Below are 25,892 nucleotides of genomic sequence, written 5' to 3'. Positions count from 1 at the left end.
AATCTTCCTTATTATAATCAAATGATTATTTTTTATAAAACTATCATATCACTAAACTGCAGATTTAATCAACAATAATTTAACTTGCATAATTTAAAAAATACCTTCAAGGCTTATTATTAAACCTTGAAGGTGAGATATATTTAAATTTACGAGAACTAATTACTTACAAGCTTCATATGTTGCTATAGCCATAGATACATCTAGTACGCAAGATCCAACACTTTCATATAGAGTGATTTCTTCATCATTTTCACGAGCTTTAACATTGCCAACAAGGCAATCACCTACAGATCCAACGACTTTTTCTTTAGAAACTACTCCCTTTTCTACAGGAATTAGGATATCTCCTGCAGCTTCCCAAAGTCCTTCAACATGTTCTGTAATGATGCGCGCTGCTTTTACAACTGTTTCTTCATCAATTTCTTGCATAAATGGTGTAAAAGAGCCTATGGCATTGACATGAGTACCAGGTTTTAATTCAGAGCCATTAAATACTGGGGTAAGGGAAGGTGTGCATGTGCAAATAATATCAGAATTAGATACCAATTCACTAGCTGATTTACATTTTATGATTATGTACGGTTTATTTTGAACTTTTGCGATTCTCTCTGCAAATTTATCCACTCTATCAGGAAGTGAATCATAAATTCTTAACTCTGTAAGTTCTCTAACTTCCTGTACAGCAAGAACCTGCGTATAGGCTTGTTCACCAGTTCCGATTACACCCAAACAATGAGCATCTTTTCTAGCCATTACATCTGTGGCAACACCAGCACTACCACCAGTCTTAATTGCAGTTAGATAATTTGCATTGATTAAAGCAACCTGTTCTCCAGTTTCGGCAGAATAAAGACTAATTTTAGAAATTACGCTTGGCAGTCCCTTTGTAATATTGTCTTTAAATACTGCAGAAAACTTAGATCCAAAGAATGGAACATCTAAACAATTTGCCACTAGCCATTGACCACAATTTTCTTCTCCTCGGATTGGTCCAACAACCCTACCTGGTGCATATCTTTTTCCTTCTGCAGAAGCCTTGTATGCTTCTCTTATAGTTTCAAGAGCCAGACTCATATTCATTGTTTCTTTAACTTGTTCCTCATAAATAAATACCATTTTTTCCATTTATAAGCCTCCTAGTATAATTAATGTCGTAGCCACTAATGGCTATGCAGTTAATACATTTTTATTATCTAATAACAGAAGAAGGAGTTCTTCCTTCTCCAGATGTTACTTTTCTATTTCAACAAATTATCAATATTATTTTATTTCACTGTTAATATTTCTTATCTAGGTTTCATTATCCCATTCAACCTATTCATTATCAATTCTTAATAATACATTATTATACAAAAGCTTTCCAGCTTTAAGTACACTCGGAATTAGTGCAACATAGAAGAAGATTAAAGGTAACCCGCAAATTACAATAAAATTTTGCATAGCACTCATTGCATCATTTCCACCAATTATTACCAAAGCTGCTGCTACAGCGCCTAGAAGAGCTGCAAAAAGAGCACGAATCCATGGATACGGTTCTTCCATACGAGTAGTTTGTACAGCCATACTGTACGCAGCTCCTGCTCCTGTTGTCACTAGGAATAATACAATCAAACTAAGAGCTAGCGGTATCATAAAGAATGAACCCGGAATATGCTGTAGCAAACTTATTAATACACTAGGTAACCCTGCCGAATTAAGCGATTCTGAAAGAACTCCTGGATTTAACATTTCAAAACCAATTGCAGAGCCACCAAAAATAGCAAACCAAATTCCTGTAATAAGTGGACATACAACTGCTATACCAAGTAATATCTGGCGTAAAGAACGTCCTTTTGACATGCTTAAGGTTAACACTGCCATTGATGGCCCATAAGCAAGGAACCAAATTTGATAGAAGACTGTCCATCCACCCATCCATGCGATATCTAATCTAGAAAAGGACATAATGAAGAAATTCTGAATAAAAATTCCAAGACTATTTACATAATTGTCAACTACAAACATTCCAGTACAAAGAAGTAAAATAGATACAGCAAATATCGCTCCTAAATATATTGTCGCTTTAGAAAGATAATCCATACCCTTTTTAAGCCCTGTAGCCGCACCAAATATAAATGCTACTGCTGCAATCAGAATAACCACTATTTGTGTCATAACTGTATTCGGAATGCCCCATACAGCATTTAAAGCAAATGCAATCTGAAGTCCAAGGAAGCCTGTTGGCCCAATTGTCCCTGCAGCAACACCAATTAAAGCAAAAATGTCAAAAGCTTTACCTGCAACACCATTTGCTGCTTTTTCACCACCAATTAGATAAAGCATAGAGCTTGGTCTATTTGGGAGTCCTTTCTCATAAATTACATAAGCTAAAAGTGGAATACAGAAAGCTGTTGCTCCCCATACCAAATACCCCCAATTAAATGCACCTTGAGCTAAAGCATAGCCAGCTGCTGTAAATGTTCCTGCTTCAACACCTTCAAAATGTGGGGGTACATTTACAAAATGATAAAATGGTTCTGCTGCTGCATAAAAAACACCACCACCGGCAAGCATTGTTGTAATGATAATTGCATACCAGCTAAATGTATTAGTTTCTACTTTTGCATCTTTCCCACCAATTCTTATATTTCCGAATTTTGAAATTGCTATAAATAACGCTATCAACCAAAAACTTACCATCATCAGCTGTATAAATCCGCCAAAGTAATTAGCAACAACATTAAATCCATTGGAAATGACTCCGTATGTAGCTTCACCATTAACTAATGAACATATTACGAATAGAATTAAAAATCCTGCCAAAATTCCAAATCGTAACCACTCAATGTTTCCCTTTTTCATTTCACTTTTTTCCATTTTTGCCTCCTTAAATGTATGATTGGTAATAATTTCAAGTTATAACTTTCACAAAATAATCGATTGATTACATTCTAATCACTTGATTGCTTTTTGTCAATAGGCTTTATTTATTTTTTTAAACAATTTTTGCACTTCCATTCTTTTCTTCAAATAAACTAGTCTGGACATTTTTTTCATGTGTTCAATTTTAAAAATAAACCTTCAAACCTTTTATTGATAACATCAAAAAAGTTCATCCATAATAAGACGAACTTCGATTAAGATTATATTTTAATAATTTTCAATTAGAACCGATAAAGAAATTACTCTTCTGTTTCTAGTATCCCTTCCTCAACTCTCAGTTGCTTGTTTTGATATAGCAACCTAGCTGCTTTAAAAACACTTGGAATTAACATAATATAAAATACAATAAGCGGTAATCCACATATAACTATAAAGTTCTGCATAGCGCTCATTGCATCATTTCCTCCAATAAGAACTAAAGCTGCAGCTGAAGCACCTAGTAGAATTGCTAATAGGGCTCGAATCCATGCATATGGCACATCCATATTAGTGACCTGAACAGACATACTGTATGCAGCTCCAGAGCCTGTCGTGACAAGAAATAATGTAATTAATATTAAGGCTAAAGGAATCATAATGTAAGAATGGGGTAACTGTTGAAGCAAGGTAATAAGAACACTTGGTAACCCATCTGTGTTCATAACAGTTGATAATATTCCAGCGTTTTGCATTTCAAATCCTATTGCGACTCCACCAAAAATCGAGAACCACACACCCGCAATCATTGGACAGATTACTCCAATTCCAATCATCACTTCTCTTAATGTACGCCCTTTAGACATACTTAATGCTAATACCGCCATAGATGGCCCGTATGCCAGGAACCAAATCTGATAGAAAATTGTCCAACTACCTAACCAAGTAGGGTCTACTCTTGTAAATGCCATAACAAAAAAATTATGCATAAACACACCTAGACTATTGATATAGGAATCAAATACAAACATTCCACATCCTAAAGTCAAAATGCCCGCAGCAAAAACTACTCCTAGATACACTGTTGCCCTCGATAATAAATCAATACCTTTCTTCAAGCCTGTCGCTGCACCAATTACAAATGTAATGGAAGCTACTAAAATAACAACAATTTGTGTTAATGCTGTATTTGGAATTCCCCACACCGCATTTAGCGCAAAGGCAATTTGTAGCCCTAGAAATCCTGTAGGTCCAATCGTTCCAGCTGCAACACCAATTAAAGAAAATATATCAAAAGCCTTACCTAATACACCATTAGTTACTTTTTCGCCACTGATTAACCAGAGCATAGAACTTGGCCTATTTGGTAAACCCTTTTCATAGATAACATAAGCTAATAGTGGAATACAGAAAGCTGTTGCCCCCCATACCAAATATCCCCAATTAAATGCACTTTGAGCTAAAGCATATCCTACTGCTTTTGTTGTTGCAGACTCTATTCCATTAAAATGCGGAGGCAAATTTATAAAATGATAAAATGGCTCTGCTGTTGCGTAAAACACTCCTCCACCTGCAAGCATTGTTGTAATGATAACAGCATACCAACTAAAGGTATTTGTTTCTTTCTTTGAATCTTTGCCGCCAATACGAATATTTCCAAATTTTGATATTGCAACATAAAGTGCAATCACCCATAAGAGAAACATCAAAATTTGTGTAAGGCCACCTAGATTTGTTGAAATAAAGTTAAACCCTACGATAATCGCTTTGTAGGTAGTACTACCATTTATTAGAGAACCTAGAATAAACAAGATTAAAAAAACTGTAAGAATACCAAATCGCAACCACTCAATTTTCCCCTTTTTTGTCTCAATTTTTGCCATTTTTTGCCTCCTCAAATGTATGAATTATTAATAATGTTAAGTTATAACTTTCACAAAATAATCAATTGGTTATATTTTAATCATTAGATCTTTTTTTGTCAATAGACTTTGATTATTTTTTTAACAATTTTTACACTTCCATTCTTTTCTTCAAACAAATTAGCCTAGACTTTTTTCATGTATTTAATCTTATAAATAAACCTTCAAGTCAATTTTTGATAACATCAAAAAAGTTCATCCATAATAAGATGAACTTCGATTTAGATTATATTTTAATAATTTTCATTTTACTTCTTTACGAAATCAGAATATTTACCGATTCACTATATGTAATTAACAATAAGAAAAGTCAATAATCATCTCTAAGTTTTACTGTCAGCAGTCCCATTGACATTTCTTTAAGTCAACATGGGTTTCATCTTTTAGAGGAATACCCTCGTTGCGAAGCAATGCACCTTGTTCAACCCATCCTGGCGCTAGTCTACCAGCATGATTAACTACTCTATGACAAGGATAGTCTCCATAACATTCTGCCCTGCTGAGTACTTTTCCAACAAGTCTTGCATTTTTATCTCTTCCAATTAGCCTTGCTATTTGTCCATATGTAGCAACACTACCCTCCGGAATTTCCTCTACAACGGAAAGAATCTCATAAATCAAATCTTCTTCTAACACTCGCTTCATAGTACCTCTCTATCTTCTTTATGTGCTTTTTCATGCAATTCAGATATCCTTTTGGCATAAGCTCATATTTCTTGAAAATTCTCTTCAAAATTCGTTTTACGAAGGACTCGATTGGCTGCCGACCAAGCTGAACTATTCTGAGTTCCTCTGTTTCCTGTTCTCTAAATTGTATCTATAAGTGCATGTAATAGTATACATGGTGTTAATGACTTTGTTTGAATACATATTTTCCCAAATATAAATCCTATAAACATTTGAATGCAAGTTGATAGAAGTATGCCTATAGATATTTCTTTATAACCAACAATATGAACTATACCAAAAATAATAGATTGAATTATATTTGCTTTATCTTCTCTTATATGAAATGCAAGCAGCCCATTTATGAAAAGACCCCTAAAAAGTACTTCCTCTATTATACTTGGATAAAATAATTTCTGTATGAAATTTTTGATATAAAAGCTAATCGTATTGCTCTCCGTTTGCAAGTCAACAATTGTTACTGACTCCAACAAAATAAATATCATTATAACTATAAAAAAACTTTTAGTAGTAATAGCCCAGTTGAAATCGTTCAGCCTAACTTTAAATAAATATCCTAATAAAATAGTCATTGTCAATGGCACTTGAAATAACAGTCTCAATTGATTAAGCGTATAGTGATCTGTATTCACTAAATTAGCAATAATCTGAATAATCATATATGCAATAAAAACTAAAATAAATGCATATAAAAATTTTTTTTCCTTCTTTATTTCGACTTTATAATTTGTTAATTGATTCTCGAAAACAATTAATACCATTAAAGATAATATGAATGAGAATACATACTTTGTACGAACCAAAAAAATGAGAATCATGCATACGCAAAGGAAAGCCAATTCCATGAATGACAACCTTTTAATTTTCATCTCAGCTCCCACCTCTATTTCTCTAAGTAATTATTAATGCTACTTTGTAGGCAATAGATATATTAATCTCTACCAAAAGCTTATCACAATTTTGTTACAATTTCTATTACTATAAATATATTTTTTCTAGAAGATACACCACAATATTAGTGTTATAATTAAAGACTTTTGTTTGTACAAATTGGAATCACTTTATTTACATTGCCAAGATGTTGAGCAGTTAGTAGTACCATTTATATTTCTTGGAAATTTAAATGGTAAGCTTTCAAAATTTTTTCAAGAGCACTGCAGAAGCTGTCGATTTCACTTTCTGAAAGGGTCAAAGGCGCATAGAGATGAATAAAATTATATAGCTCAGAATAACCAACAAAGAAACCGCTACTAAGAAGCTTGTGAAATACAACCTTGGATTTAAAAGTTTTATTGAGCATGACCACGTTCATCATGCCTCTGCCTCTTATTTCTCCAATGCCATCAATTTCAAAGAGCCTTTTTCTGAAATATTCACCGGTTTTTTGTGATTTTTCTATGAGCTTTTCCTTTTCTATAATTTCTACAACTTTTCTTGCCACAATACATCCCAGTGGATCATCTGTGTGGGACTGCACATATTTAAAGTTAGTTTTTTCTGTAGCTTCTGCAAGATTTGAACGAATTAGCAGGCAACTCACGGGATATCCGTTGCCGAGGCCTTTGCCAAGGCATATTAAATCAGGGAAATTTTCTTTGCTGTCAAAGCAGTTGTAATGCTGAAATCCAAACCACTTTCCTGTTCTTCCAAAGCCTGTTGTTACTTCATTTGCTATTATCAGGCAGTCTTCTTCTCTGCATTTTTGCACAAAGAAATCTATGAGCTTTTGTGGTTGACAAAGAACCAGACCTGCTGAGTTACCCGGCTCAAATACAAAAGCAGCATATTCTGAAAAATCAATAGAATTAAATTTGCCGCATTCGCCGCATGTTATATTTTTTTTGCAGTTAAGGCAATCATTTATATTCACATCATTCCAAAATTTTGTATCTCTCGGCATTCGCAGCTCTCGTGCCGAACCTAAATTAGAAATTGAAAAGCAGAGTTTTTTTTCTCTTCCTGTGAGAAGCTCTGCAAGAACAACTGACAGAGATACAGCTTCACTTCCTGATGTCATAAATGTACCCTTGTAGCTGCATTTGAAGTTTGCAGCTTCTCCAAGCTCCTTCACCAACGCTCCCGGATGCTCTGTACCTATCATCTGATTGGTGTGAAACAGCATGCCTGCCATTTCCTGAAGTACGTGAGTAATTTCATAGTTGCAGTGACCTAAGACAGCAGCCCAGCAGCCAGATTCCAAATCAATAATTTCTCCGTATTCCTCAGTAAGAAGTTTTGTTCCGTAAGCTTTAACGGCAGTGATGGAAACGCTGGGATCAGGAAACATTCTAATATGCATGTCATTGTAGGATTTGTTCATTTTTTTCCTCCAATAATGATTTATTTTTTTCATTTTTAATATATAATATAATGTATAATAGTTCAATTGCAAATATTTCATTCTGTACTACTACAGTTTCTTTGAGGTGTGTTATGGAAATAAGTAAGGTTGATTTAGTTAAAAACTATATTTTTAATGAAGTTAAGTCAGGAAAAATTAAAGCAGGCCAGCGTCTGCCAAGCTGCAGAGAAATATCTTCAAAGCTTGGAGTCAATAAAATTACCGCAAACAAAGCCTACAATGAATTGGAGGATGAGCACAGAGTATACAGCATTCCAAGAGGAGGATTCTATCTTGTGGATTCAGCTCAGAACTCAAGGGACACTGAAGATGATTTGGTTGACTTTTGCACTGTCAAGCCTGATGAAAAACTTATTCCCTACAGAGAGTTTGCCCACGTGATGAACAATGCTGTGGATTTATACAAAGGTGAGCTCTTTGGATACGAGCATGAGGGAGGGCTCAGCTCTTTAAGAAATACTCTTAAAACTGAATTTGAAAAGGACGGTGTGTATACTTCTTCTCAGCAGATGATAATAACTCACGGAGCCCAGCAGGCACTGTGGCTTGTGCTTCAGTCTGCTTTTAGGACAAGAAATGGAAAGCTTCTTGTTGAATCTCCCACCTACAGCCTTGTTCTTGACATGGCAAGACAATTAGGTGTTGAAGCTGTGGGAATCGAAAAAAAAGTTGATGGCTTTGACTACAATGCTATGGAAAAAATTTTTCGCACAGGTGAAATAGTGTGCTTTTACATAATACCAAGGCACCACAATCCAACAGGTTATTCTCTTTCGGAAAATGACAAACTTAAAATTGTAAAGCTTTCTAAAAAATACGAGGTTCTTGTAATAGAGGATGATTATCTTGCAGACCTTGGCTCTGCAAAAGGGTTTATGCCCATTCACTACTATGATACAACGAAAAGCTCTGTGTACATAAAAAGCTTTTCAAAGACCTTCATGCCTGGAATAAGAACTGGGGTGGCGGTTCTTCCAAAATCAATTTACGAAGATGTGCTTAATCTTAAGCACGTGAGCGATTTAAATACATCCTTGATCCCTCAGGCGGCTCTTGATTTGTTTATTAAGTCTGGGATGTATGAAAAACACATTAAAAAAGTCAGAAAATCATATGAAGCAAAGCTTAGAATCTGTGATGCGATTTTCAAAACCTCTTCTTGTGAGGATGTAAGCTTTCACGTTCCACACCACGGAATATTTTTGTGGCTCAGCTTGCCCTTCGGTGTAAGGGGAGAGGAGCTCGAAAACAATCTTAGGCACAAGGGCATTCTCATAAAGACAGCAACAAATTGCTATCCGTCAAACTGCTTTCAAGGTAATGATTCAGTAAGACTTTGCATATCCGGAGTTATGGAAGAAAGATTGAACAGTCTGAGAACAGTAATCATGGAAATTAATAACTTGAGAAATAAGTACAGCGCAAAAAATCATAAATAAATGGACAATTTTTACGATTTTGGTGACGGGCATTTGAATAATATTAACATCAATTATTTCTTTGCTGTGCAATCTTCCTCAACTATCAAACCTCTCTTGAAAGTAAAAGTTACTGAATAAGGATTCAAAGTCCATCTTTCAATTTTGAAATAAACTCTCCAATATTAAGAAATATTATTTCAATTCTTTTTACCTGATTAGCTAACTCTAATAGAAGCGCTGTGTTATTGATATTAGCGATTTTTTCATCAATGTTATTTTATATTTTATCACCGTCATTGACATATTTGTTAGCCCACACCAACACCTAATTGACCATCTACTGATTCCGTATTCTTTATTTAAAGATCGTGCAGTCTGTCCGTCCTTCTGTTTTTCTATTATCTCAATTCTTATCTCTTTTGCTTTATTTCTTTTTTCCCAGACATAATTATAACCCCAATCGTAGTTTTATTATCCTACAATTGGGGGCTTTTTGTCTATTGTCCGTTTATTGTTATATTTTCAATTATTTCATAGTCTCTTTTTTCATCAGGATTCTTTTCAGATAAAAGAGTTTTTTCTAAAGAGAACATTTTAGACAAGAACAAGAATAAATAGGCAATGAAAAAGTGGCTTTAACAGTATCCTGAGAAAAATCTTCGATTGTCGAATTTTTAGCTACCTCTTAAGAGATAGCAGTATTATGTTCTTTAGGGTTTTGATTTATTCAACTTCTCGAAGCCTTTCTACTATGCTTTCTTTGGCAGATAATTTGTAGCACAATATAGGTACTAAAATGGCGATAGCTATGAATATTGGCACGCAGTATATAACTGGAATTATTGTATAGTGAGGTGTGAAAAACCACATATCTCCAACAAGTGTATTAACTCCAAAATAGCCTAGCATACTTCCTATAGTTAATGTAAATATTAGAGTTAAGAATGCATGCATTAACCCTTCAGTCATAAGCATTTGTCGTAACTGGCTGTTTGTCATGCCTATACTTTGGAGCATAGCAAGTTCTCTTCTCCTTGCAATAACCGATGTTGCTATTGTATTTATAAAATTCATTATTCCTATAAACCCTATTATAAAGCTTAGAACTAATCCAACAGACAGATACGTTTTTTGTAGATTTTCAAATTCTTTTTCAAATACTGCTTTGGATTCGTACTGCATTTCGTCGTTAACATTGTTGCAATAGTTTTTTAGATAAGTTTCCATATCATCTTCACTATCATCATTTGTATTAAGTATTGTTATCATTGGGGCCCTATCGCTATATTCTTTTAGGAATTCCTTGGATGGTAGATAAAAATTTGGGTCTATTGGGTGGGAGTGACGAACAGAAACGCTGTGCTCTATATTTCCAACAGCCATTACCTCGTATTCCTTTATATTTCCATCTTCAAAATCCAAGCCAACTTTATCCCCAACATTATAATAGTTAACTTCTCCATTACGATCAAATGAAGAAACTATAATGTAATTTCCTGTTTTAAACTTCTCCCAATCTATCTCCCCAGCATAAACCTCTATTGCATCTACACACATTTTATCTAATCCATAAAGATGCCCACTGGCAATACCCGAATCTATATAATACTGGTACATTTCTTTATCCTTCTCCGAAAAAGGGGATTTTGCATCCGCTTCTTGCAAAGCTCTCATAATGTTTTCGTCTATTTTATATGGTAGCTCTATAAAATATATTTTTCCTATTTCCTCTACACCATTTTGCGAGGAAAGTTCATTTAAAAACTCATCTGTTAATGTGTTCTCATTACTATATCCGTTATAAACATTAAAATACCGTGCATCGGCAACAGCAAAATCACTTACTATAGAACCTTTTAAAAATTTATCCATATCAAAGCAATTGACTGCCGAAAATGTTATATTGAGCATTATTAAGCTTAAAGATAAAGAAAGAGTTACTAGTACTACTTTTTTCTTGTTGCGAAGAACATTGGAACAGGCTATCTTGGCAGGACTAGCTTTACCGCTTTTCCTAGTATTTTTTCTAATATTTTTCTCCATTATATCTGTGCTTCTAATAGCTTCTATTGGGCTTACTTTTCCTGCCATTTTTGCGGATTTATTAACGCTAATAAGTACTGTAAATAGTGCAAAAAGTGCTGAACCTATAAATATTAACGGATTTAAAGACATTTTTATTACACTGACATTTGTAATACTAATAACAACAGGAGTTAATATTGCACCAACTAAATAACCCAAAACTAAACCTGTTGGTATTCCTATAATACACAAAAATAATGCTTGTTTCTTTACAAGTTTTCGTATCTGTCTACTTGTTGTTCCCACAGTCTTTAGTAGACCATAGGAGCGAATATCTTTTGCTATAGAAATGTAAAAGATGTTCGAGATTATTAGATATCCACAAAGTGTTATAAGCAAGGAACTTCCCACAATTACTACAACAGAAACCATATCCACTTCGCCAGAACCTATATATGCCCAGTTTACACCGATAGAAATATCTTCTGCTTTATATCCACTATCCTCTATAACTTTTGTCAGTTTATCTTCAATATTATATTTGTTGGAAAAGTTAATATCTGCATTAATTCTTCCGATAAAATCATATTCATTATTTGGAACATAACCTTCCAGTTTTTCCTCTATATAGTCTTTAGAAAGCCAAGCTTGGCTCGCTTTCATCACTTTATCGCCTTTCCAAAAGCCAACCAAAGTAAATGTATCCTTATGCTTTTTATCGTGTATAGAATATTCGAGAGTTACCTTTTCACCTAATTTAGGCTCAACTCCAAGCTTATTTAAAACTATAGTATCTACTGCAATTTCGCCTTTGTCTTCAGGCATTCTTCCTGCAGTAGGTTTAGAAAACATTAGTTCAGCTTCTCTATCACTAGAAGCATAACGAATCTCTGTTGGACGCTTTATAAGCTCCTTATTTTCCGCATTGCCTAAAACAACAGTGTAGTGAATCTCTTTTATGGATTTGTTGTCTTTTAGCTTATTATATTGTTCCTCGGTTAAATATTTAAAACCACCGTGAGAACTTCCGCCAACCTGACGCATAGTGCTCTCTTCCATAGAATCAATCATGTTCATACTAATTGTAAAAACACTTGTGAAAAGAACTGTTGTCAATATAATTCCTACAATCGCAAAAACATTTCTCAGCTTATTAAATTTAACAGTGGCTTTAGCAAGATTACTAATTGTTTTTTGGTTGCTAACTTTAATCATTATCCACACCACCTATGATTTTTCCATCTTCAATTCGGATAATTCTATCTGCCATCTGTGCAATTTCTTCATTATGAGTAATCATAACGATAGTTTGGTTGAAATTGCTACTAGTCACTTTGAAAAGCCCCATAACATCAAGGCTTGTTTTGCTGTCTAAGTTACCTGTTGGTTCATCTGCTAGGATTATAGCTGGTTTTGTTGCAAGTGCCCGTGCAATTGCAACCCTCTGCTGTTGCCCTCCAGATAAATTATTTGGTAGATTATATAGTTTGCTTTCCAAACCAAGAGATTTAATAATCTGGTTCAAATATTTTTCATCTGGCTTATTTCCATCCAACTGTATTGGAAGCACAATATTATCATAAACATTAAGAACTGGAACTAGATTATAGTTCTGGAATACAAAGCCTATTTTTCTCCTCCTAAAGATGGTTAATTCATCATCTTTTAGTGTAAATATATTTTTGCCATCCACCAAAACAGTTCCGTTTGTTGGTCTATCCAATCCTCCAAGCATGTGCAATAATGTGGATTTACCACTACCCGATGTTCCAATAATGGCAACGAATTCTCCGTTTTTAACTTTTAGATTAACACCGTCCAAAGCTTTCACTGTGGTGCTACCTTTGCCATAATATTTTTTTAAGTCGCTTGTTTCTAGAATTGTCATTCTACTACCTCCAGTAAATAATCTATATATAATTATTTCTCTCTATATATAGACTTTAGCAAACCTTTCTTTCCACAATCTTTCGAGAATCTAACAGTTTTGAAAGATTTACGACTAGTCTGGACATTCAGTTGGCAGAAAAACAGAAAAAATGGAACCTTTCCCTTTTTGGGATTTAACTTTTATATATCCTTGTTGGGCAAAAATTATCTCTCTTGCAAGATATAATCCTATTCCGACTCCATCTTTATCTGCTACAGATATAGAACGATAAAACCTTGCAAATATTTTTGATTGTTCGAATTCTTCTATTCCTATTCCACTATCCTTAATATCTATTCTGCAAAACATTTCGTACATCTTAGCTTTAACATTGATTTTAGAATTTGGGCTAGAGTATTTTATAGCATTATCTAGAATATTATAAACGGCTTCCATAGTCCACTTCATATCAAAGTTAGCTGTATAATCGCACTTTTCCAAAATAATTTTTATTCCTTTGCTTTGAGCTTTTGGTTTGGCTTGACTTATAGTCGAGTATATTAAATCAACTACACTATTTTTCTTTGGTAAAACAGAGATAATTCCTGTTTCTAGCCTTGAAGTTTTTACAAGAGATCCTATTAAAAAGCTAAGCTTTTCGGATTGATATATTAAATTATTAACTAACTCTTTACATTCATCATTGAGCTGATACTCAGAAAGTAGTTGAGAATACAGCAGAATATTGGATACTGTTGTTTTTGTTTGGTGTGAAATATCCGAAATTAGTGTGCTTATTTTCTCTTTTTCTTTCTTTATATTCTTTGAAGAGACAACACAACCAGCCAAATATCTGCCCATTTGCGACTCTATTGCAGAAACCTTTGTTTCATCATAAATTTCTTCATTAAAACTTCCATCTATTGCACTATCCAACATTTTTTTTAAATTTAAAAGTGTTTTATCAGTATTTTTTCGTTCTCTAAACACTAGAAAAATGGAGATTATAATCGAAAAAGTAGCGACTAATATACAAACATAATTAATTAGGCTCATATTATTTCACCGCCCATGTGTATCCAATTCCATAGACTGTTTTTATATATTTTGGCGAAGGCTGCTTATCCTCCAGTTTATCCCTAAGACGTTTTATCGCCACAGACAGAGCATTTTCGTCAACATATTCCGTACTGTCGGTCCAGATTCTATCAACAAGTGTAGCTCTTGCTACGGTATTTCCTTTATTTTCTACTAGAATTTTAAGTAGCTTCTGTTCTGTTTTGCTAAGTTCAATAACTTGTCCATTATTATAAAACTTCATTTTTTCAAAGCAGAATTTGAAATTATCTATTAATATTATCTGGGAATTTGAGTTTATAGCTTTCCTTAGCTGAGCATTAACTCTGGCACGTAGAATCATAAGGCTAAATGGTTTCGTTATGTAGTCATCTGCTCCCATTTCTAACCCTGTCACAATATCTGTTTCCAAATCATTGGCAGTTAACATAATTACAGGCATAGATGAAGATTTTCTTATGTCTATGAGAAAATCAATCCCGTTTCCATCTGGTAAATTTATATCCAAAATTATTAAGTCATATTTATTTTCGTTTACAAGGCATCTAGCTTCTTTAATAGTATTTATGCAGGTAAATCCATAGTTTTCTTGTTTTAGAGCAAGTGTTATACCTTTGCTTAAAACTAAATCATCCTCTACAATTAATATGTTATACAAGGTTATCCCCTCCAACGTAATGTTAAACTTATATTACCACTTTTTACATTTCTCATAAACCCAAACACATGCCTAAAATATAAATTATTTGGAATATTTACGAATTATATTACAATTAGTATATAAAAGTCCACATAGATTAATCGGTGTAAAGCCGATTTTTTGTTTTTGGTCATAAAAAATAGGCTAAGTCTGTAGGTCGTTTAAGTTGACCTAAGGCTTAGCCTATTTACGACTTATGAATTTTTTGCTTATAAAATTGATTTAAACTCTTATAAAATTTATTTATCATACCATACCGAATGATACAATGCCCCAATTACAAAAGGTGACCGGGAATTTCCCGGTCACCTTTACTTCAAAAAGATTGAATTACCTAGACACGTTCTGGCAAAAGTGCATTAAAATTGTCGCAACCTCTGCACGAGTAGCCTCTCCACGTGCATCAATCACATTATTGTCCTTACCAGACATCAACTTTGCGTTTACGGACCACGTTACCGACTCAAGCGCCCAATCTGAAATCATGTCGTAATCAGAAAATTTTTGGACAGCCATACCGCCTTGTGTCGTATCATATCCCTTAAACTGCGAATATCGATACAAAATTGCCGCCATCTGCTCACGAGTAATGGTATCTGTAGGACCAAAGTTTCCGTTTCCATAGCCCTTCACGATGTCATTTTCTACCCCCCAGTTGACTGCATCCTCATAATACTTGCCCTCGGTAACGTCTGAGAAACTGGCATCACTGGAAGCCTCAGGTTGTCCTTCCAATCTCCAAAGGATAGTAACAATCATCCCACGGTCAGTGTTGATATAAGGACCAAACTCATCATTGCCCATTCCGCTCATAAGACCTTCATTAGTAACGTAGTAAACTGCATCCTTAAACCAATCGCTATCTTTTACATCATCATAGGTAATTGTTTCAGGTTGCTCAACAGACTTAACAAAGCTAGCTGTAATAGTATGATTCTTTGCAACATTTTCAAAGATATACGATGTTACTGCTCCTACACTCACTCCGTCTACCAAGACATCAGAAACAACATACCCACTGTCAGGGGTAATGGTGAAGCTTTTGTCTGAATTTTTAACCACATTGACCTTACCATTAGCACTGATGCTACCATTTTCTCCTGCCGTTGCAGTGATGGTATATGATGTTGTGCTGCTACTTCCACCTGAACTACTATTCTTTTTCAGAGTCAGTTCACCTACTGCATTGGAAAGGGTTACTGGTGTATAATTTTCATCGGTTGCGGACAGGATATTACCGCTCGTTACGATGCTCCAGTAGGTATACCCATAGCCACTTCTATCGCCTATGGCACTGGCAATTTCCGTGCCGCTTGGAAGCAATGTCGATGACACATTCAGTGTCTCACTCTGGGATTTTGTTGTACTTTTATCCACTACACAAATTGCAGCAACTGCTGCATCTGCGGTGAAGATACTGGAATCATCCACAGTAAAGGTTCCGTCCTCTATATACACGCCGTAGTCACATCCCACTGTAAGTGTCGATCCGTCAGTGACAGAAATGCCACCGTCTAAAGTATGTATACTGTAATACTCTGCGCTTACATTTAACGTTGCACCCCCTTCTACCCGTACAGTATCGCAACCAATGGCGTAAGCACCAGTAGAAGGAATAGACATGGTAGTTCCTTCCCCAGTTACTACCAACGTACCGTCTGTTCCGGAAGCACCGATGGAAATAAGTCCGTTTATCGTTAACTGTGCGCCGTCTTGCACGGTAATCGTATCGCCATTCGTAAAACCGACAATATCTCCGTTAATACTCAGCTCTGCAGTTCCGGTAAAGGTAAAATCAATAAGATAGGAGCCAGCACCCTGGATAACACCATTAATGACGCTGTCTGCAGTCGTGTGAATCTTCACAGGGGAATTGTCAGGCAGGGTAAGATTGCCGTCCACATAAGCACCACCCAAAGTCAACGTGTAGCCGTCTGTACTATTGCCTGTCCAGGTGTAACCATCGTCTGCAAGCGTTGCACTACTGTGGTCACCGCGTGCCAAATCAAGATCACCGTGAATCACGGTAATTCGTTCGCCGCTATTGGAATAAATAGTATTGTTTGTTCCATCAACTCCATCATACACCTGAATTTTGCCGGTGCCTGAAGCTTTTAAAACATTCTGGGCAATTGTTTTGACCTGAACCTCTGTCAGCCCATTCGGCAAAAGAATGATTCCATTGTTAACCAGAGTCCCATTATTGATAATGTATTCTCCGATGTTATCCGCCGTTACTCCCGACATAACTAATCCTGAAGCATTTCCTGCCGTATACATCTTAGAGTCACTGTCGATCGTCCATCTGCTGCCACTGGAGATCCTAAGAATATATTTAGCGGAATACTGCGATATGCCAGTTTGCATTGTTTCATTAGACAATGCACAGTCACCATAAATCGTGTTAGTGATGATGAAATTGGCAGCATCTACAGTTAAGACACTGGCATTGAGTGTGCCGCCGGTATAGGTAACTGTTCCGATGCATACCAGTCCATAAGAATCTAAAGAATGATAGTTGGCTGTTCCACCCGTCATAGAAAAATCTCCCTGACAAATACCAGCTTTTTCGTTATAAATCGTTCCTCCGTTAATCACGGTATCTCCACTGGAATATAAATTGCCTTTAAGATAACCACTATCCATGACAAAATTAACTGCGTAGATGTTTTCTGTATCAATATTTCCACTGCTTGCGATAATCAGTGTACCATCTGTGGAAATTGGTATTTTACTATTTGTCTCCGTTTCTAAGGTTCCATCCCCTAAGAAAGTTAGTTTGTAGTCCTGCGGAACTTGTTTCACAGGATTGTCCTTGTCAATCACTGCGATACCGCCCTGCTTAATAATAGCAATTATATCATTTGCATCAACATTATTGGTCAAGCTATTCTCACCCTCAAGTTCAACAATAACGTCAACGGTTGGAAGGGTAATCAACGCTTTGTACTCGTTTGCTTCCATGGTCGCATTGTGAAGTGTAAGTGTGCCGGCGGTAACGGCTTCACTTTCCACCGTCGGTTTCCACAGAACATAGCCATTTCCTGCTATGTAGACAGTGTCAGTAGTTGGGGCACCTGTACTTAAATCGAGAGTACTATTGCTGATTTCAATGTTAGGGGAATAAAATTTTCCGTCAACTACTAAAACAGGGGTGCCGTTCACCTGAACACTACCGTCCCCCGTGAGGTTCAATGCCGTAATCGTTGCGGCGGAAATAGTTTCGCCTTGGAAATTAATGGTTCCGTTATTAACAATGGTACCGTTATTTGTAATTTCCGTGCCGTCTTCAACCGTAATGGTCACTCCATCGTCAATGGTCAGCGTCCCGCCGTATGCCACAGTCAGCCCATCCTCATCAGTCCAAGCAGTAATGGTTTTATCGTCGGTCAGTTCATAACTTCCATAAACTGTCTGAACCAAGTTATTATAATAGTTTTCCTTGCCCTCCGAGACCCAAGAGCCAGTCAAGTTACCGCTTTGGTACGAAAAGTAACCTGTCGATATTCTCTGCGCGTTCACAGTTCCAATGGTATTGACGGTAATACTGCCATTGGAATAAATTCCCCTTGAAACTCCAGATACTGTTACGTTAGCATTACCGGAGATTGTCAATGCCTTCTGGGCGTTAATGCCGTAAGACATATTACCCGTTGCACTTGCTACGGTCACATCACCTGTAATTGTCAAAGTATCATTGCCTTGACAAATCCCATCGCTACTACTACCATTGGATGTAACATTTAATATCCCACTCCCCTGGATGTCGGTATCGCCACTATCGTGAAAAATCCCAGTGGAGGATGATGTGATATTGTTTTCTCCTTCCACCTCAATGGTAACAGGAAGGTTAGGCAGGTACAGTGCACCACCGCTTGTGTTGTTAATCGTCGCATTGTGCAGGGTCAAGGTTCCGCTGGTAACCACACTACTGTCGTCCAACGTTGGTTCCCACAGAACGTAGCCATCGCCTGCGGTGTAGAAGCGTTTTTCAGTGGGAGTGTCCGTATTCAAGTCAAGTTTATCATTGCTGATATCAGAGTAAACTGTATTAAATTCGCCGCCAATCAGCAAAACATTATTGCTGTCTATCTGGATTTTGCCGCAGCCGCTCAAATTCAAATTATTAATCGTTTCAGCGGTGATGCTTTCATCCATAAAATTGATGGTGCCGTTATTAATAATGGTACCGTTATTTGTGATTTCCGCACCATCTTCTATCGTCAGGGTTACCCCTTCGTCGATGGTCAGTGTTGCGCCAGTTAAGACGGTCAGACCATCTTCCCCAGAACAGGAATTAATGGTTTGATCTGTGGTCAATGCAAAATCGCCGTAAACCGAATAAACAAAATTTTCGTAATAGTTATCCTTGCCCTCAAGAACCAAGGAACCGGTCATGGTACCGCTCGTATATGTAAAATCAGCTGTTGTTCTAATATTCGGTGCATTCACTTCTCCGGTGGTATTAATGGTAATCGTGCCGTTTGAGTAGATATTCTGCTCACCGCCGCCCGAGGCCATTACATTGGCATTGCCGGAGATGGTCAGACCATCCTGGGGATTTTGGCCATAAGCTGCTATTGGTCCAGCCGAATTGGCAACCACAGTCACATCGCCTGTAATGATCAATAAATCATTATTTAGACAAATTGCGCCATATTCGATATGTGAAACGGTCAGCGTGCCGCTGCCTTCGATGGTGGTTGTTCCAATGTTTTTATAAATTCCATAAGAGCCGCCTGAAATTGTGTTTTCTCCTTCCACATCGATGGTTATTTCTACGTTTGGAAGTTTCAGGGCTGTGCCGCTGGTGACGGATATAGATGCGCCGTTCAGCGTCAGCGTACCTCCTGTGACATTACTATCGGTATCCACAGTCGGCCCCCATAGGATATAGCCGTCTTCCGCTATGTAGGCGGTCGTCTCTGTGGGGGTACTGCTGGACAAATCAAGCCCCGCGTTGCTAACGTCGCCCTTGTATGTATAGCTTACGCCGTCAATGGTGATGGTGTCCGTATCAGCGGTTAGCGTTACGTCCTCTGCCATCGCAGCCGTCCAATCTTGGTAGTCTTCCGCCAGTGCCATCACTGGCAACATAGCCATAATCATACATACTGTAAGCAGTATGCTTAAGATTCTTTTCTGCATATTTTCCTCCTTATCATCCTTATGTAATAAATTCTGACAAAGAAATTCAATATTGATGATGGAACCACAGCTTGCAATCCATGATTCCTTTTTATTGCTTCTTTGCCCCATTCTTCGATTCAAGTCTCACCTAAACCTCGGTTTTCTCCTTCTGTTCCCCTGTTATCTCTGCTTTTCGCAACGTGACAGTGCTTCGCAAAGCTGACTGTACCCGACAGGCTTTACAAGATAATGTACTACATGCAGATCATAGGCTTCCATTCCGTATTTCGGAGTATCACTGATAAAAACCAGCTCACAGGCTTTGTACAATTCTCTAATATGTCGTGCTGTTCGAATCCCCTTATCATCATCCAGACATATCAGCGCAATATCCGGAACATTTGCTTCTATGCTTTCATCAAGGAAAGCTCCTGAACCGAGCGCATGAATTTTGACAGCCATGTTTCTTCCGTGGTAATAGCTTTTGATATAACAGATTATCATTTCCTGTTCCGTTACATTATCATTGTAAACAGAGATATTCAATGTCACACCTCCTTGCTTGTTCTTTTCATAAGCAGTAACGAAAACAAAAGTCTCTGATATATAAGAAAATCAGACTACATATATTTTATGATTTTTGAGAAAGTTATTCAATAAAGTCGATGTAAACAGCATCTTTTCGATGTAAAAAGCACATCGAACCCTATAAAAAACTTGACAAAAAGAAATTCATGTCCTTTACTATAGAAAAATTAACAAAAATATGTTATTCTAGCAATGAAATATTATATTGCAGAATGGAGGAAATCAATTGAATATTGGTATCTGCGATGATTTATGTTCAGATCTAGCGCTTTTGGAAAAATATATCTTGCATTATATGAATACACAAAGTATCGACTGCACGATCTCTAAGTTTGAAAGCGGAGAGGATCTGTTAGAGAATTTAAAATATAAACAGTATGACATCTTGTTTCTGGATATTTACATGGAAGGAAAAAATGGCATAGAAATAGCCCACACCATAAGGGATGCAGGTCTGGAATGCCTAATCATTTTTACTACAACAAGTCCAGATCACGCTTTAGACGGGTTCGAGGTTGGTGCAGTACATTATCTAATGAAACCACTGAACTATGAAAATGTCAAAAGTGGTTTGGAACGTTGTAAACAGGTATTTACACAGTCCAGACAGTACATAGAGGTAAAATCCGGACGGACAATTACCCGCATTCTTTTGAATGATCTGATTTTTGCTGAGATATATAGCAACACCCTGTTAATTCATACTCCTTCCAAAGAAGTGAAGACCTATATATCATTGGATGAGTTTATGAAACTTCTTCCAGCGGAAAACTTTCTGCGCTGTCATAGAAGTTATGTTGTCAATATGAATTTCATCGCATCTCAGGACGATTCCGACTTTGTCCTAAAAGATGGTGTGAGAATCCCAATTCCCAAAAAAGATAGACAGTTAATGCGTCAAAAGTACTCTGACTATTTGTTTAGCACAATAAGGAGGAGGAGCAGTGTTTGCTGATACCATAACTTTTATATATATCGTCATTTTTGTAGCTCCTTTTGCGACACTTCGATTTTATCCGTTTCGGGATAAGCTTAGAATTTCCGTTAAGACTCTTTTCCTGCTCTATGTTGTTCTAATCTTAGTTCAGGCAAGTCTTTTTTGTTTTGCTACCCGGCAACCATTTTGGGATTTATCTATGACCCAGCGCTATCAACTGGCTTTTTCTATTTTTAATTCGATTTTATCCTTTTTTCTGGTCCGCGAAAAACTAATAAAGCAAGTATTTGTTTGGGGTATTGCATTTTCCCTAGCAGGATTTATAATGACAAACGCTAATTTTTTGGAAAGCCTGTTTTTTGCAAAATACACAGATTCTGTCCCTTATTATTTTTTTGCTAATATTGCCTCAGCTTTACAGATTGCCATCATTTTTCCTTTTGTAATTAAGCATATGGAACAGAATGTAAGACCTGCGTTGCAAATCGCCTCAGGAAAGTCATGGCATATAGTTTGGATTATTTTTATTCTTCTTTACAGCGGAACATTCCTTACAACAGGAGGTCTGGGTTTTGAGCGATCGGATACGCTCTATGACTATCTGATTCGAATATTTTGTTTCGGCAGTATTATGGGGAGTAGTATCATTTTTTCCATAGCACTGAAACAAACTGCAGAAAATATCTATCTGGAGGAAAAAGCCAACCTGAGTGAACGCCAGCTTGCATTGGAGCATGAATATTTTCAGGCGATTGTAGCGCATATAGATGAAACAAAGGCTGCACGGCATGATCTGCGCCACCACCTTACACTGCTTCAGGCGTATTTAGCTGCGGGCGAACAGCAGAAACTTAAGGAATACATCGGTCAGTATCTGCAAACAGTTGCGGAGGATTCCACAATCATACTTTGTAAAAATTATGCAGTTGACACTATTGTCCGCCATTATATAGAGAAGGCTAAACATTCAGGGGTTCATACAGATGTTCTATTGAACCTCCCTGAGAAAATTAAAATTGCTGATAGTGACTTGTGTGTAGTTTTCGGAAACTTGCTAGAAAACGCTTGGGAGGCATGTAACCGACAAAAAACAGGAGAAAAATTTATCACTGTTAGTGCAGCAGTGGCAGGCGAATATATCATTATAACTGTAGATAACAGTTATGAAGGTTCCATTTTAAAAGAAAATAATGCCTTTCTTTCTTCAAAACGGGACGGAGAAGGTATTGGTATTACTTCTGTTCAGGCAGTATCCGATAAATATTACGGTGAAGTAAAGTTTGAGTTTTCAGATCAAATATTTCGTTCATCTGTTATGTTGAAACTTGTAACGTAATAAGAAAATTATAAGGAACGGGAGACATACATGATATCATAATTTGCCTACCAACAAAAATTAAGGTTGCAAATGGTAGGCAGATTGAGTTATTCTTCATTATTTAAAATTGTTGTTAATTACCCGTTATTAGCAATACAGTTTCCACATGTGTTTTGGCATAAGATGATACAAATACACATTAATATTGGTTTTGCGTAAAGATGTACCCCCTAATGTAAAGGTGCCCTAAGAAGTTAGTAATACCGCTATTATAATCGCAAATATGGGAATCACACTACCCCAAAGTAATTGCGGCACCGTATGACGTTTCGTTTTTATTGATGCCCAATATACCAGTGCAAGGACACATACACTGACAAGAGCTTTAATACCTATAAAATATATTAAAATTAAAATTGGAGCTGCTATCCCAGCAGCATGCCCACTTGCACGAATTTTAAATATTTTATTAAAAACTAAAATTCCAATACCTGATAAAAAATAAACTAAATAAATCATTAGTAATTCTTTAGTAGTATGATAGCACAACACGAAAACAATACCAAATAAGTACCCTAAAACTCCAGTAATGATAGCGAGATTGCGCTGCCCCTCTCTGCCTTTGTTACGGTATTTCGGTAAAACTAATTGTAAGGGATAAGCAGATAACGGTAATACTATAAAAAATATAATTGATATAATATATTGGGAGGTTTCCTGAAAAATATTAGGCTGTAATCTATAAAGAATACTAAGTGTGATTAATGCCATAACTGGCACTACAGTAATCACCCGGATTATTTTTGCAAATTTATTTTCTCTATTCATTTATTTTACCTGCGATACAATTATAAATTTGAATTAAACTAATCTTCACGCCTGTCACCTAAAAAGAAAAGTGCCACGGTTCCTGGACCGGTATGAGAGCCGATTACGGTGCCAACGCTGTTTATCATTACACGCCCATTGAGTAAAGGGAATTTTTCTTCTACTAAATCAGCCACCCTGCGTGCATCTTCATAACATGCTGAATTGGAGATAAAACACTTTCCAGAGTAATTTATACCATCCTTTGCATGCAGCTCCATCATATGAACAATTTCCGAAATCACATGCTTTTTGCCACGAATCTTTTTACGTGGAGTAAGTTTTCCATCGTAGCTCATATTTAGCAACGGGCAAATATTAAGCAAAGTTCCTACAGTTGCAGATGCAGCTGATATACGACCACCGCGTTTATAGTGTGTAAGGTCCGTAGAGAAAAACCAATGATGTACATTAAGCTTATTTTCCTGAAGCCAATTATATACTTCATCAATTGATGCTCCATTATCCCGCATATCTGCCGCCATACTTGTAAGCAGCCCATAGCCTGAGGACGCACCTAAGGAATCTACAATGAGGATATTTCTATCCGGATATATTGATAGCAGCTCATCTCGAGCAATAGTAGCAGAATTATAGGCTCCTGATAAGCCAGAAGAAAACGAAATATGGAGAATATCTTTTCCATTCTTCAGAAATGGTTCGAAAAACTCTATATACTGTCCTACATTTACTTGTGAGGTTGTAGGCATTGATCCTGCTGAAATTCTTCTATAAAACTCTTCAAAAGGTATGGTTTGGCCCAAATCATCAAAATATTCTTTCTTATCTAAAATATAATGAAAACTTACAAATGGAATATTCCTTTTTTTAAAATAATCATAGGGCAAGTCTGCTGTAGAACAACAAGTTAAAATATATTTAAACATATTCAATCATTCTCCTTTATAACCTGATAATAGGTATTCGCCTTAGATGCAGACATCATATAATCTTCCTAAGTAAACAAGTGATTTTTATTGCGATTTAAAATTAAAATGATAATACCAGTCCACCGTCATGTGCATAAGTTGAGCTCAACCCAACATTTCTACAATTTCAAGTTCCTCTAGCCCACTTTCTGCAAGATCATGTATTTTTCTGCAAATCAATGTCTCACCGGCTGAAGCGCTTAAAGAATCAAAAACATGTATAAATTTTTGTTCTATTTCTTCAACAAACATATAAGCCTTCTCCTTATTTTGACATATATAATATGCCAACTGTATTTGGACCACAATGGGAAGAAATTGTACATCCCGCGCGTGTAACTAAAATTTCTTTAAAATCAGATATTTCTTCTATAGTTTCTCTTATAAGGTTAATATTCTCGGAAGATGTGCCAGAGTGGCTAATAAAAATCCTATCGTCTTTTAAATCAGTTTTGTTACTTAATTTATCCAATGTGTAATGTTTTAGAACTCTGGGCAAAGTACCACGGTACTTTCTTCCTACCTTCATTTTTCCACTTGAATTATCAACCTCTATGCTTGGCTTAATATTAAATAAATTTGCACCTAGAGCAGCAACGGCTGAACATCTTCCGCCCTCACGAAGATAAGTAAGGTTATCTACTATAAAACTTGCATGTACTTTAGTCTTTAATTTATTAACTTCCTGACAGATTTGATTTGCCACCATTCCCTGCGCTATGCGTTCAGCAGCTTCTATAACAAGCAGTCCCATTCCTGTAGAAAGATTGCCTGAATCTATTGGATAAACATTCCCTAGTTCTTTTGCTGCTATGCAGCAATTTTGGTATGCAGAAGAAATTCCCGAGCCAATGTTTAAATGAATAACCTGATAGCCATCATCTGTCCACTTTTTAAAATAATCCATATATTCTATAGGGTTAGGAGCTGATGTTTTCGGTAAAATTAGATGCTTTTGGTATGTATCATAAATGTTATCCGGCGTAATATCTATCCCATCATTATATAGTTTATCATTTAAATTAATATGAAGCGGATGTATATTAACTTCATATCGTTCTTTTAATACATCACCAAGGTCGCAGGTACTATCTGCACTTAAAATAATTTTATTCAAGTTATTCTACCTCTCTTATAAATAAAATATTGAAAATCTGCACTATATCGTACTTTTATAAAACCACTATAGTAGTCAATTTCCAATAATCTAAAATCCAA

General features: G+C 36.2%; 19 protein-coding genes. 3 read left to right on the top strand and 16 right to left on the bottom strand.

Annotated elements, in window-relative coordinates; translation table 11 throughout:
* Positions 1–162: 162 nt before the first annotated feature.
* From ACS3UD_RS16065 to ACS3UD_RS16040, 6 genes are all read right to left on the bottom strand, one after another.
* On the bottom strand, positions 163–1,128 hold the full coding sequence (locus ACS3UD_RS16065) for an ornithine cyclodeaminase family protein (RefSeq protein WP_308138646.1): 966 nt from the start codon (positions 1,126–1,128) through the stop codon (positions 163–165).
* Between the two features lie 189 nt (positions 1,129–1,317).
* On the bottom strand, positions 1,318–2,859 hold the full coding sequence (locus tag ACS3UD_RS16060) for a BCCT family transporter (RefSeq protein ID WP_308138647.1): 1,542 nt from the start codon (positions 2,857–2,859) through the stop codon (positions 1,318–1,320).
* Positions 2,860–3,164: 305 nt separating this feature from the next.
* Positions 3,165–4,724, bottom strand: coding sequence for a BCCT family transporter (locus ACS3UD_RS16055; protein ID WP_308138648.1), 1,560 nt, complete (start codon positions 4,722–4,724; stop codon positions 3,165–3,167).
* A gap of 375 nt (positions 4,725–5,099) precedes the next feature.
* Positions 5,100–5,408 (bottom strand): MGMT family protein, encoded by a 309-nt coding sequence (locus ACS3UD_RS16050; RefSeq protein WP_308138649.1) that lies wholly within the window; start codon positions 5,406–5,408, stop codon positions 5,100–5,102.
* Positions 5,409–5,569: 161 nt separating this feature from the next.
* Positions 5,570–6,319, bottom strand: coding sequence for a CPBP family intramembrane glutamic endopeptidase (locus tag ACS3UD_RS16045; protein ID WP_308138650.1), 750 nt, complete (start codon positions 6,317–6,319; stop codon positions 5,570–5,572).
* 233 nt (positions 6,320–6,552) lie between these two features.
* The gene (locus tag ACS3UD_RS16040) at positions 6,553–7,770 is read right to left on the bottom strand and encodes an aminotransferase class III-fold pyridoxal phosphate-dependent enzyme (protein ID WP_308138651.1); all 1,218 of its coding nucleotides are present in this window, start codon (positions 7,768–7,770) and stop codon (positions 6,553–6,555) included.
* 113 nt (positions 7,771–7,883) lie between these two features.
* Between ACS3UD_RS16040 and ACS3UD_RS16035 the strand changes: the two genes are divergently transcribed.
* The gene (locus ACS3UD_RS16035; RefSeq protein ID WP_308138652.1) at positions 7,884–9,251 is read left to right on the top strand and encodes an aminotransferase-like domain-containing protein; all 1,368 of its coding nucleotides are present in this window, start codon (positions 7,884–7,886) and stop codon (positions 9,249–9,251) included.
* A 705-nt stretch (positions 9,252–9,956) separates the two neighbouring features.
* Here ACS3UD_RS16035 and ACS3UD_RS16030 read toward each other — a convergent pair.
* The 6 genes from ACS3UD_RS16030 to ACS3UD_RS16005 all read right to left on the bottom strand — a co-directional run bounded on the left by ACS3UD_RS16030 (position 9,957) and on the right by ACS3UD_RS16005 (position 20,581).
* Positions 9,957–12,473 (bottom strand): ABC transporter permease, encoded by a 2,517-nt coding sequence (locus ACS3UD_RS16030; RefSeq protein ID WP_308138653.1) that lies wholly within the window; start codon positions 12,471–12,473, stop codon positions 9,957–9,959.
* Positions 12,466–13,146 (bottom strand): ABC transporter ATP-binding protein, encoded by a 681-nt coding sequence (locus tag ACS3UD_RS16025; protein ID WP_308138654.1) that lies wholly within the window; start codon positions 13,144–13,146, stop codon positions 12,466–12,468. Before ACS3UD_RS16025 ends, ACS3UD_RS16030 begins: the two co-directional genes overlap by 8 nt.
* A 114-nt stretch (positions 13,147–13,260) precedes the next feature.
* A complete protein-coding gene (locus ACS3UD_RS16020) occupies positions 13,261–14,184 on the bottom strand; it encodes a sensor histidine kinase (RefSeq protein WP_308138655.1) in 924 nt (307 codons plus the stop codon).
* Between the two features lies 1 nt (position 14,185).
* A complete protein-coding gene (locus tag ACS3UD_RS16015) occupies positions 14,186–14,863 on the bottom strand; it encodes a response regulator transcription factor (RefSeq protein WP_308138656.1) in 678 nt (225 codons plus the stop codon).
* 372 nt (positions 14,864–15,235) lie between these two features.
* Positions 15,236–20,176, bottom strand: a complete 4,941-nt coding sequence (locus ACS3UD_RS16010; protein WP_440977697.1) for an S-layer homology domain-containing protein — start codon at positions 20,174–20,176, stop codon at positions 15,236–15,238.
* A 39-nt stretch (positions 20,177–20,215) separates the two neighbouring features.
* Complete coding sequence (locus ACS3UD_RS16005; protein ID WP_308138658.1) at positions 20,216–20,581, bottom strand: hypothetical protein; 366 nt, start codon at positions 20,579–20,581, stop codon at positions 20,216–20,218.
* A gap of 268 nt (positions 20,582–20,849) precedes the next feature.
* On the opposite strand from ACS3UD_RS16005, the gene ACS3UD_RS16000 reads away from it, so the two are divergent.
* Together ACS3UD_RS16000 and ACS3UD_RS15995 are read left to right on the top strand one after the other, a co-directional pair.
* Positions 20,850–21,578 carry a LytR/AlgR family response regulator transcription factor gene (locus ACS3UD_RS16000; RefSeq protein WP_308138659.1) on the top strand — a complete coding sequence of 243 codons (729 nt, stop codon included), beginning with the start codon at positions 20,850–20,852 and terminating at the stop codon, positions 21,576–21,578.
* Complete coding sequence (locus ACS3UD_RS15995) at positions 21,568–22,896, top strand: sensor histidine kinase (protein WP_308138660.1); 1,329 nt, start codon at positions 21,568–21,570, stop codon at positions 22,894–22,896. Before ACS3UD_RS16000 ends, ACS3UD_RS15995 begins: the two co-directional genes overlap by 11 nt.
* A 228-nt stretch (positions 22,897–23,124) precedes the next feature.
* Here the strand turns inward: ACS3UD_RS15995 and ACS3UD_RS15990 are convergent, their stop codons facing one another.
* The 4 genes from ACS3UD_RS15990 to ACS3UD_RS15975 all read right to left on the bottom strand — a co-directional run bounded on the left by ACS3UD_RS15990 (position 23,125) and on the right by ACS3UD_RS15975 (position 25,791).
* A complete protein-coding gene (locus ACS3UD_RS15990; RefSeq protein ID WP_308138661.1) occupies positions 23,125–23,706 on the bottom strand; it encodes a hypothetical protein in 582 nt (193 codons plus the stop codon).
* 38 nt (positions 23,707–23,744) lie between these two features.
* Positions 23,745–24,632, bottom strand: a complete 888-nt coding sequence (locus ACS3UD_RS15985) for a DegV family protein (protein ID WP_308138662.1) — start codon at positions 24,630–24,632, stop codon at positions 23,745–23,747.
* Between the two features lie 147 nt (positions 24,633–24,779).
* A complete protein-coding gene (locus ACS3UD_RS15980) occupies positions 24,780–24,926 on the bottom strand; it encodes a hypothetical protein (RefSeq protein WP_308138663.1) in 147 nt (48 codons plus the stop codon).
* A 13-nt stretch (positions 24,927–24,939) separates the two neighbouring features.
* Entirely contained in the window at positions 24,940–25,791 is an 852-nt protein-coding gene (locus ACS3UD_RS15975; RefSeq protein ID WP_308138664.1) for a DegV family protein, read from the bottom strand.
* Positions 25,792–25,892: the final 101 nt, after the last annotated feature.

The organism is Sedimentibacter sp. LTW-03 (genome assembly GCF_052059825.1).
Lineage (GTDB): Bacteria > Bacillota > Clostridia > Tissierellales > Sedimentibacteraceae > Sedimentibacter.
Note: the sequence above shows the minus strand (reverse complement) of the source record. Positions and strands in the feature narration are given on the sequence as shown.

Coding starts and splice junctions, on each gene's coding strand:
- ACS3UD_RS16065 (WP_308138646.1), bottom strand. CDS start 1,128: ATGGAAAAAATGGTATTTATTTATGAGGAACAAGTTAAAGAAACAATG.
- ACS3UD_RS16060 (WP_308138647.1), bottom strand. CDS start 2,859: ATGGAAAAAAGTGAAATGAAAAAGGGAAACATTGAGTGGTTACGATTT.
- ACS3UD_RS16055 (WP_308138648.1), bottom strand. CDS start 4,724: ATGGCAAAAATTGAGACAAAAAAGGGGAAAATTGAGTGGTTGCGATTT.
- ACS3UD_RS16050 (WP_308138649.1), bottom strand. CDS start 5,408: ATGAAGCGAGTGTTAGAAGAAGATTTGATTTATGAGATTCTTTCCGTT.
- ACS3UD_RS16045 (WP_308138650.1), bottom strand. CDS start 6,319: ATGAAAATTAAAAGGTTGTCATTCATGGAATTGGCTTTCCTTTGCGTA.
- ACS3UD_RS16040 (WP_308138651.1), bottom strand. CDS start 7,770: ATGAACAAATCCTACAATGACATGCATATTAGAATGTTTCCTGATCCC.
- ACS3UD_RS16035 (WP_308138652.1), top strand. CDS start 7,884: ATGGAAATAAGTAAGGTTGATTTAGTTAAAAACTATATTTTTAATGAA.
- ACS3UD_RS16030 (WP_308138653.1), bottom strand. CDS start 12,473: ATGATTAAAGTTAGCAACCAAAAAACAATTAGTAATCTTGCTAAAGCC.
- ACS3UD_RS16025 (WP_308138654.1), bottom strand. CDS start 13,146: ATGACAATTCTAGAAACAAGCGACTTAAAAAAATATTATGGCAAAGGT.
- ACS3UD_RS16020 (WP_308138655.1), bottom strand. CDS start 14,184: ATGAGCCTAATTAATTATGTTTGTATATTAGTCGCTACTTTTTCGATT.
- ACS3UD_RS15990 (WP_308138661.1), bottom strand. CDS start 23,706: ATGAATAGAGAAAATAAATTTGCAAAAATAATCCGGGTGATTACTGTA.
- ACS3UD_RS15985 (WP_308138662.1), bottom strand. CDS start 24,632: ATGTTTAAATATATTTTAACTTGTTGTTCTACAGCAGACTTGCCCTAT.
- ACS3UD_RS15980 (WP_308138663.1), bottom strand. CDS start 24,926: ATGTTTGTTGAAGAAATAGAACAAAAATTTATACATGTTTTTGATTCT.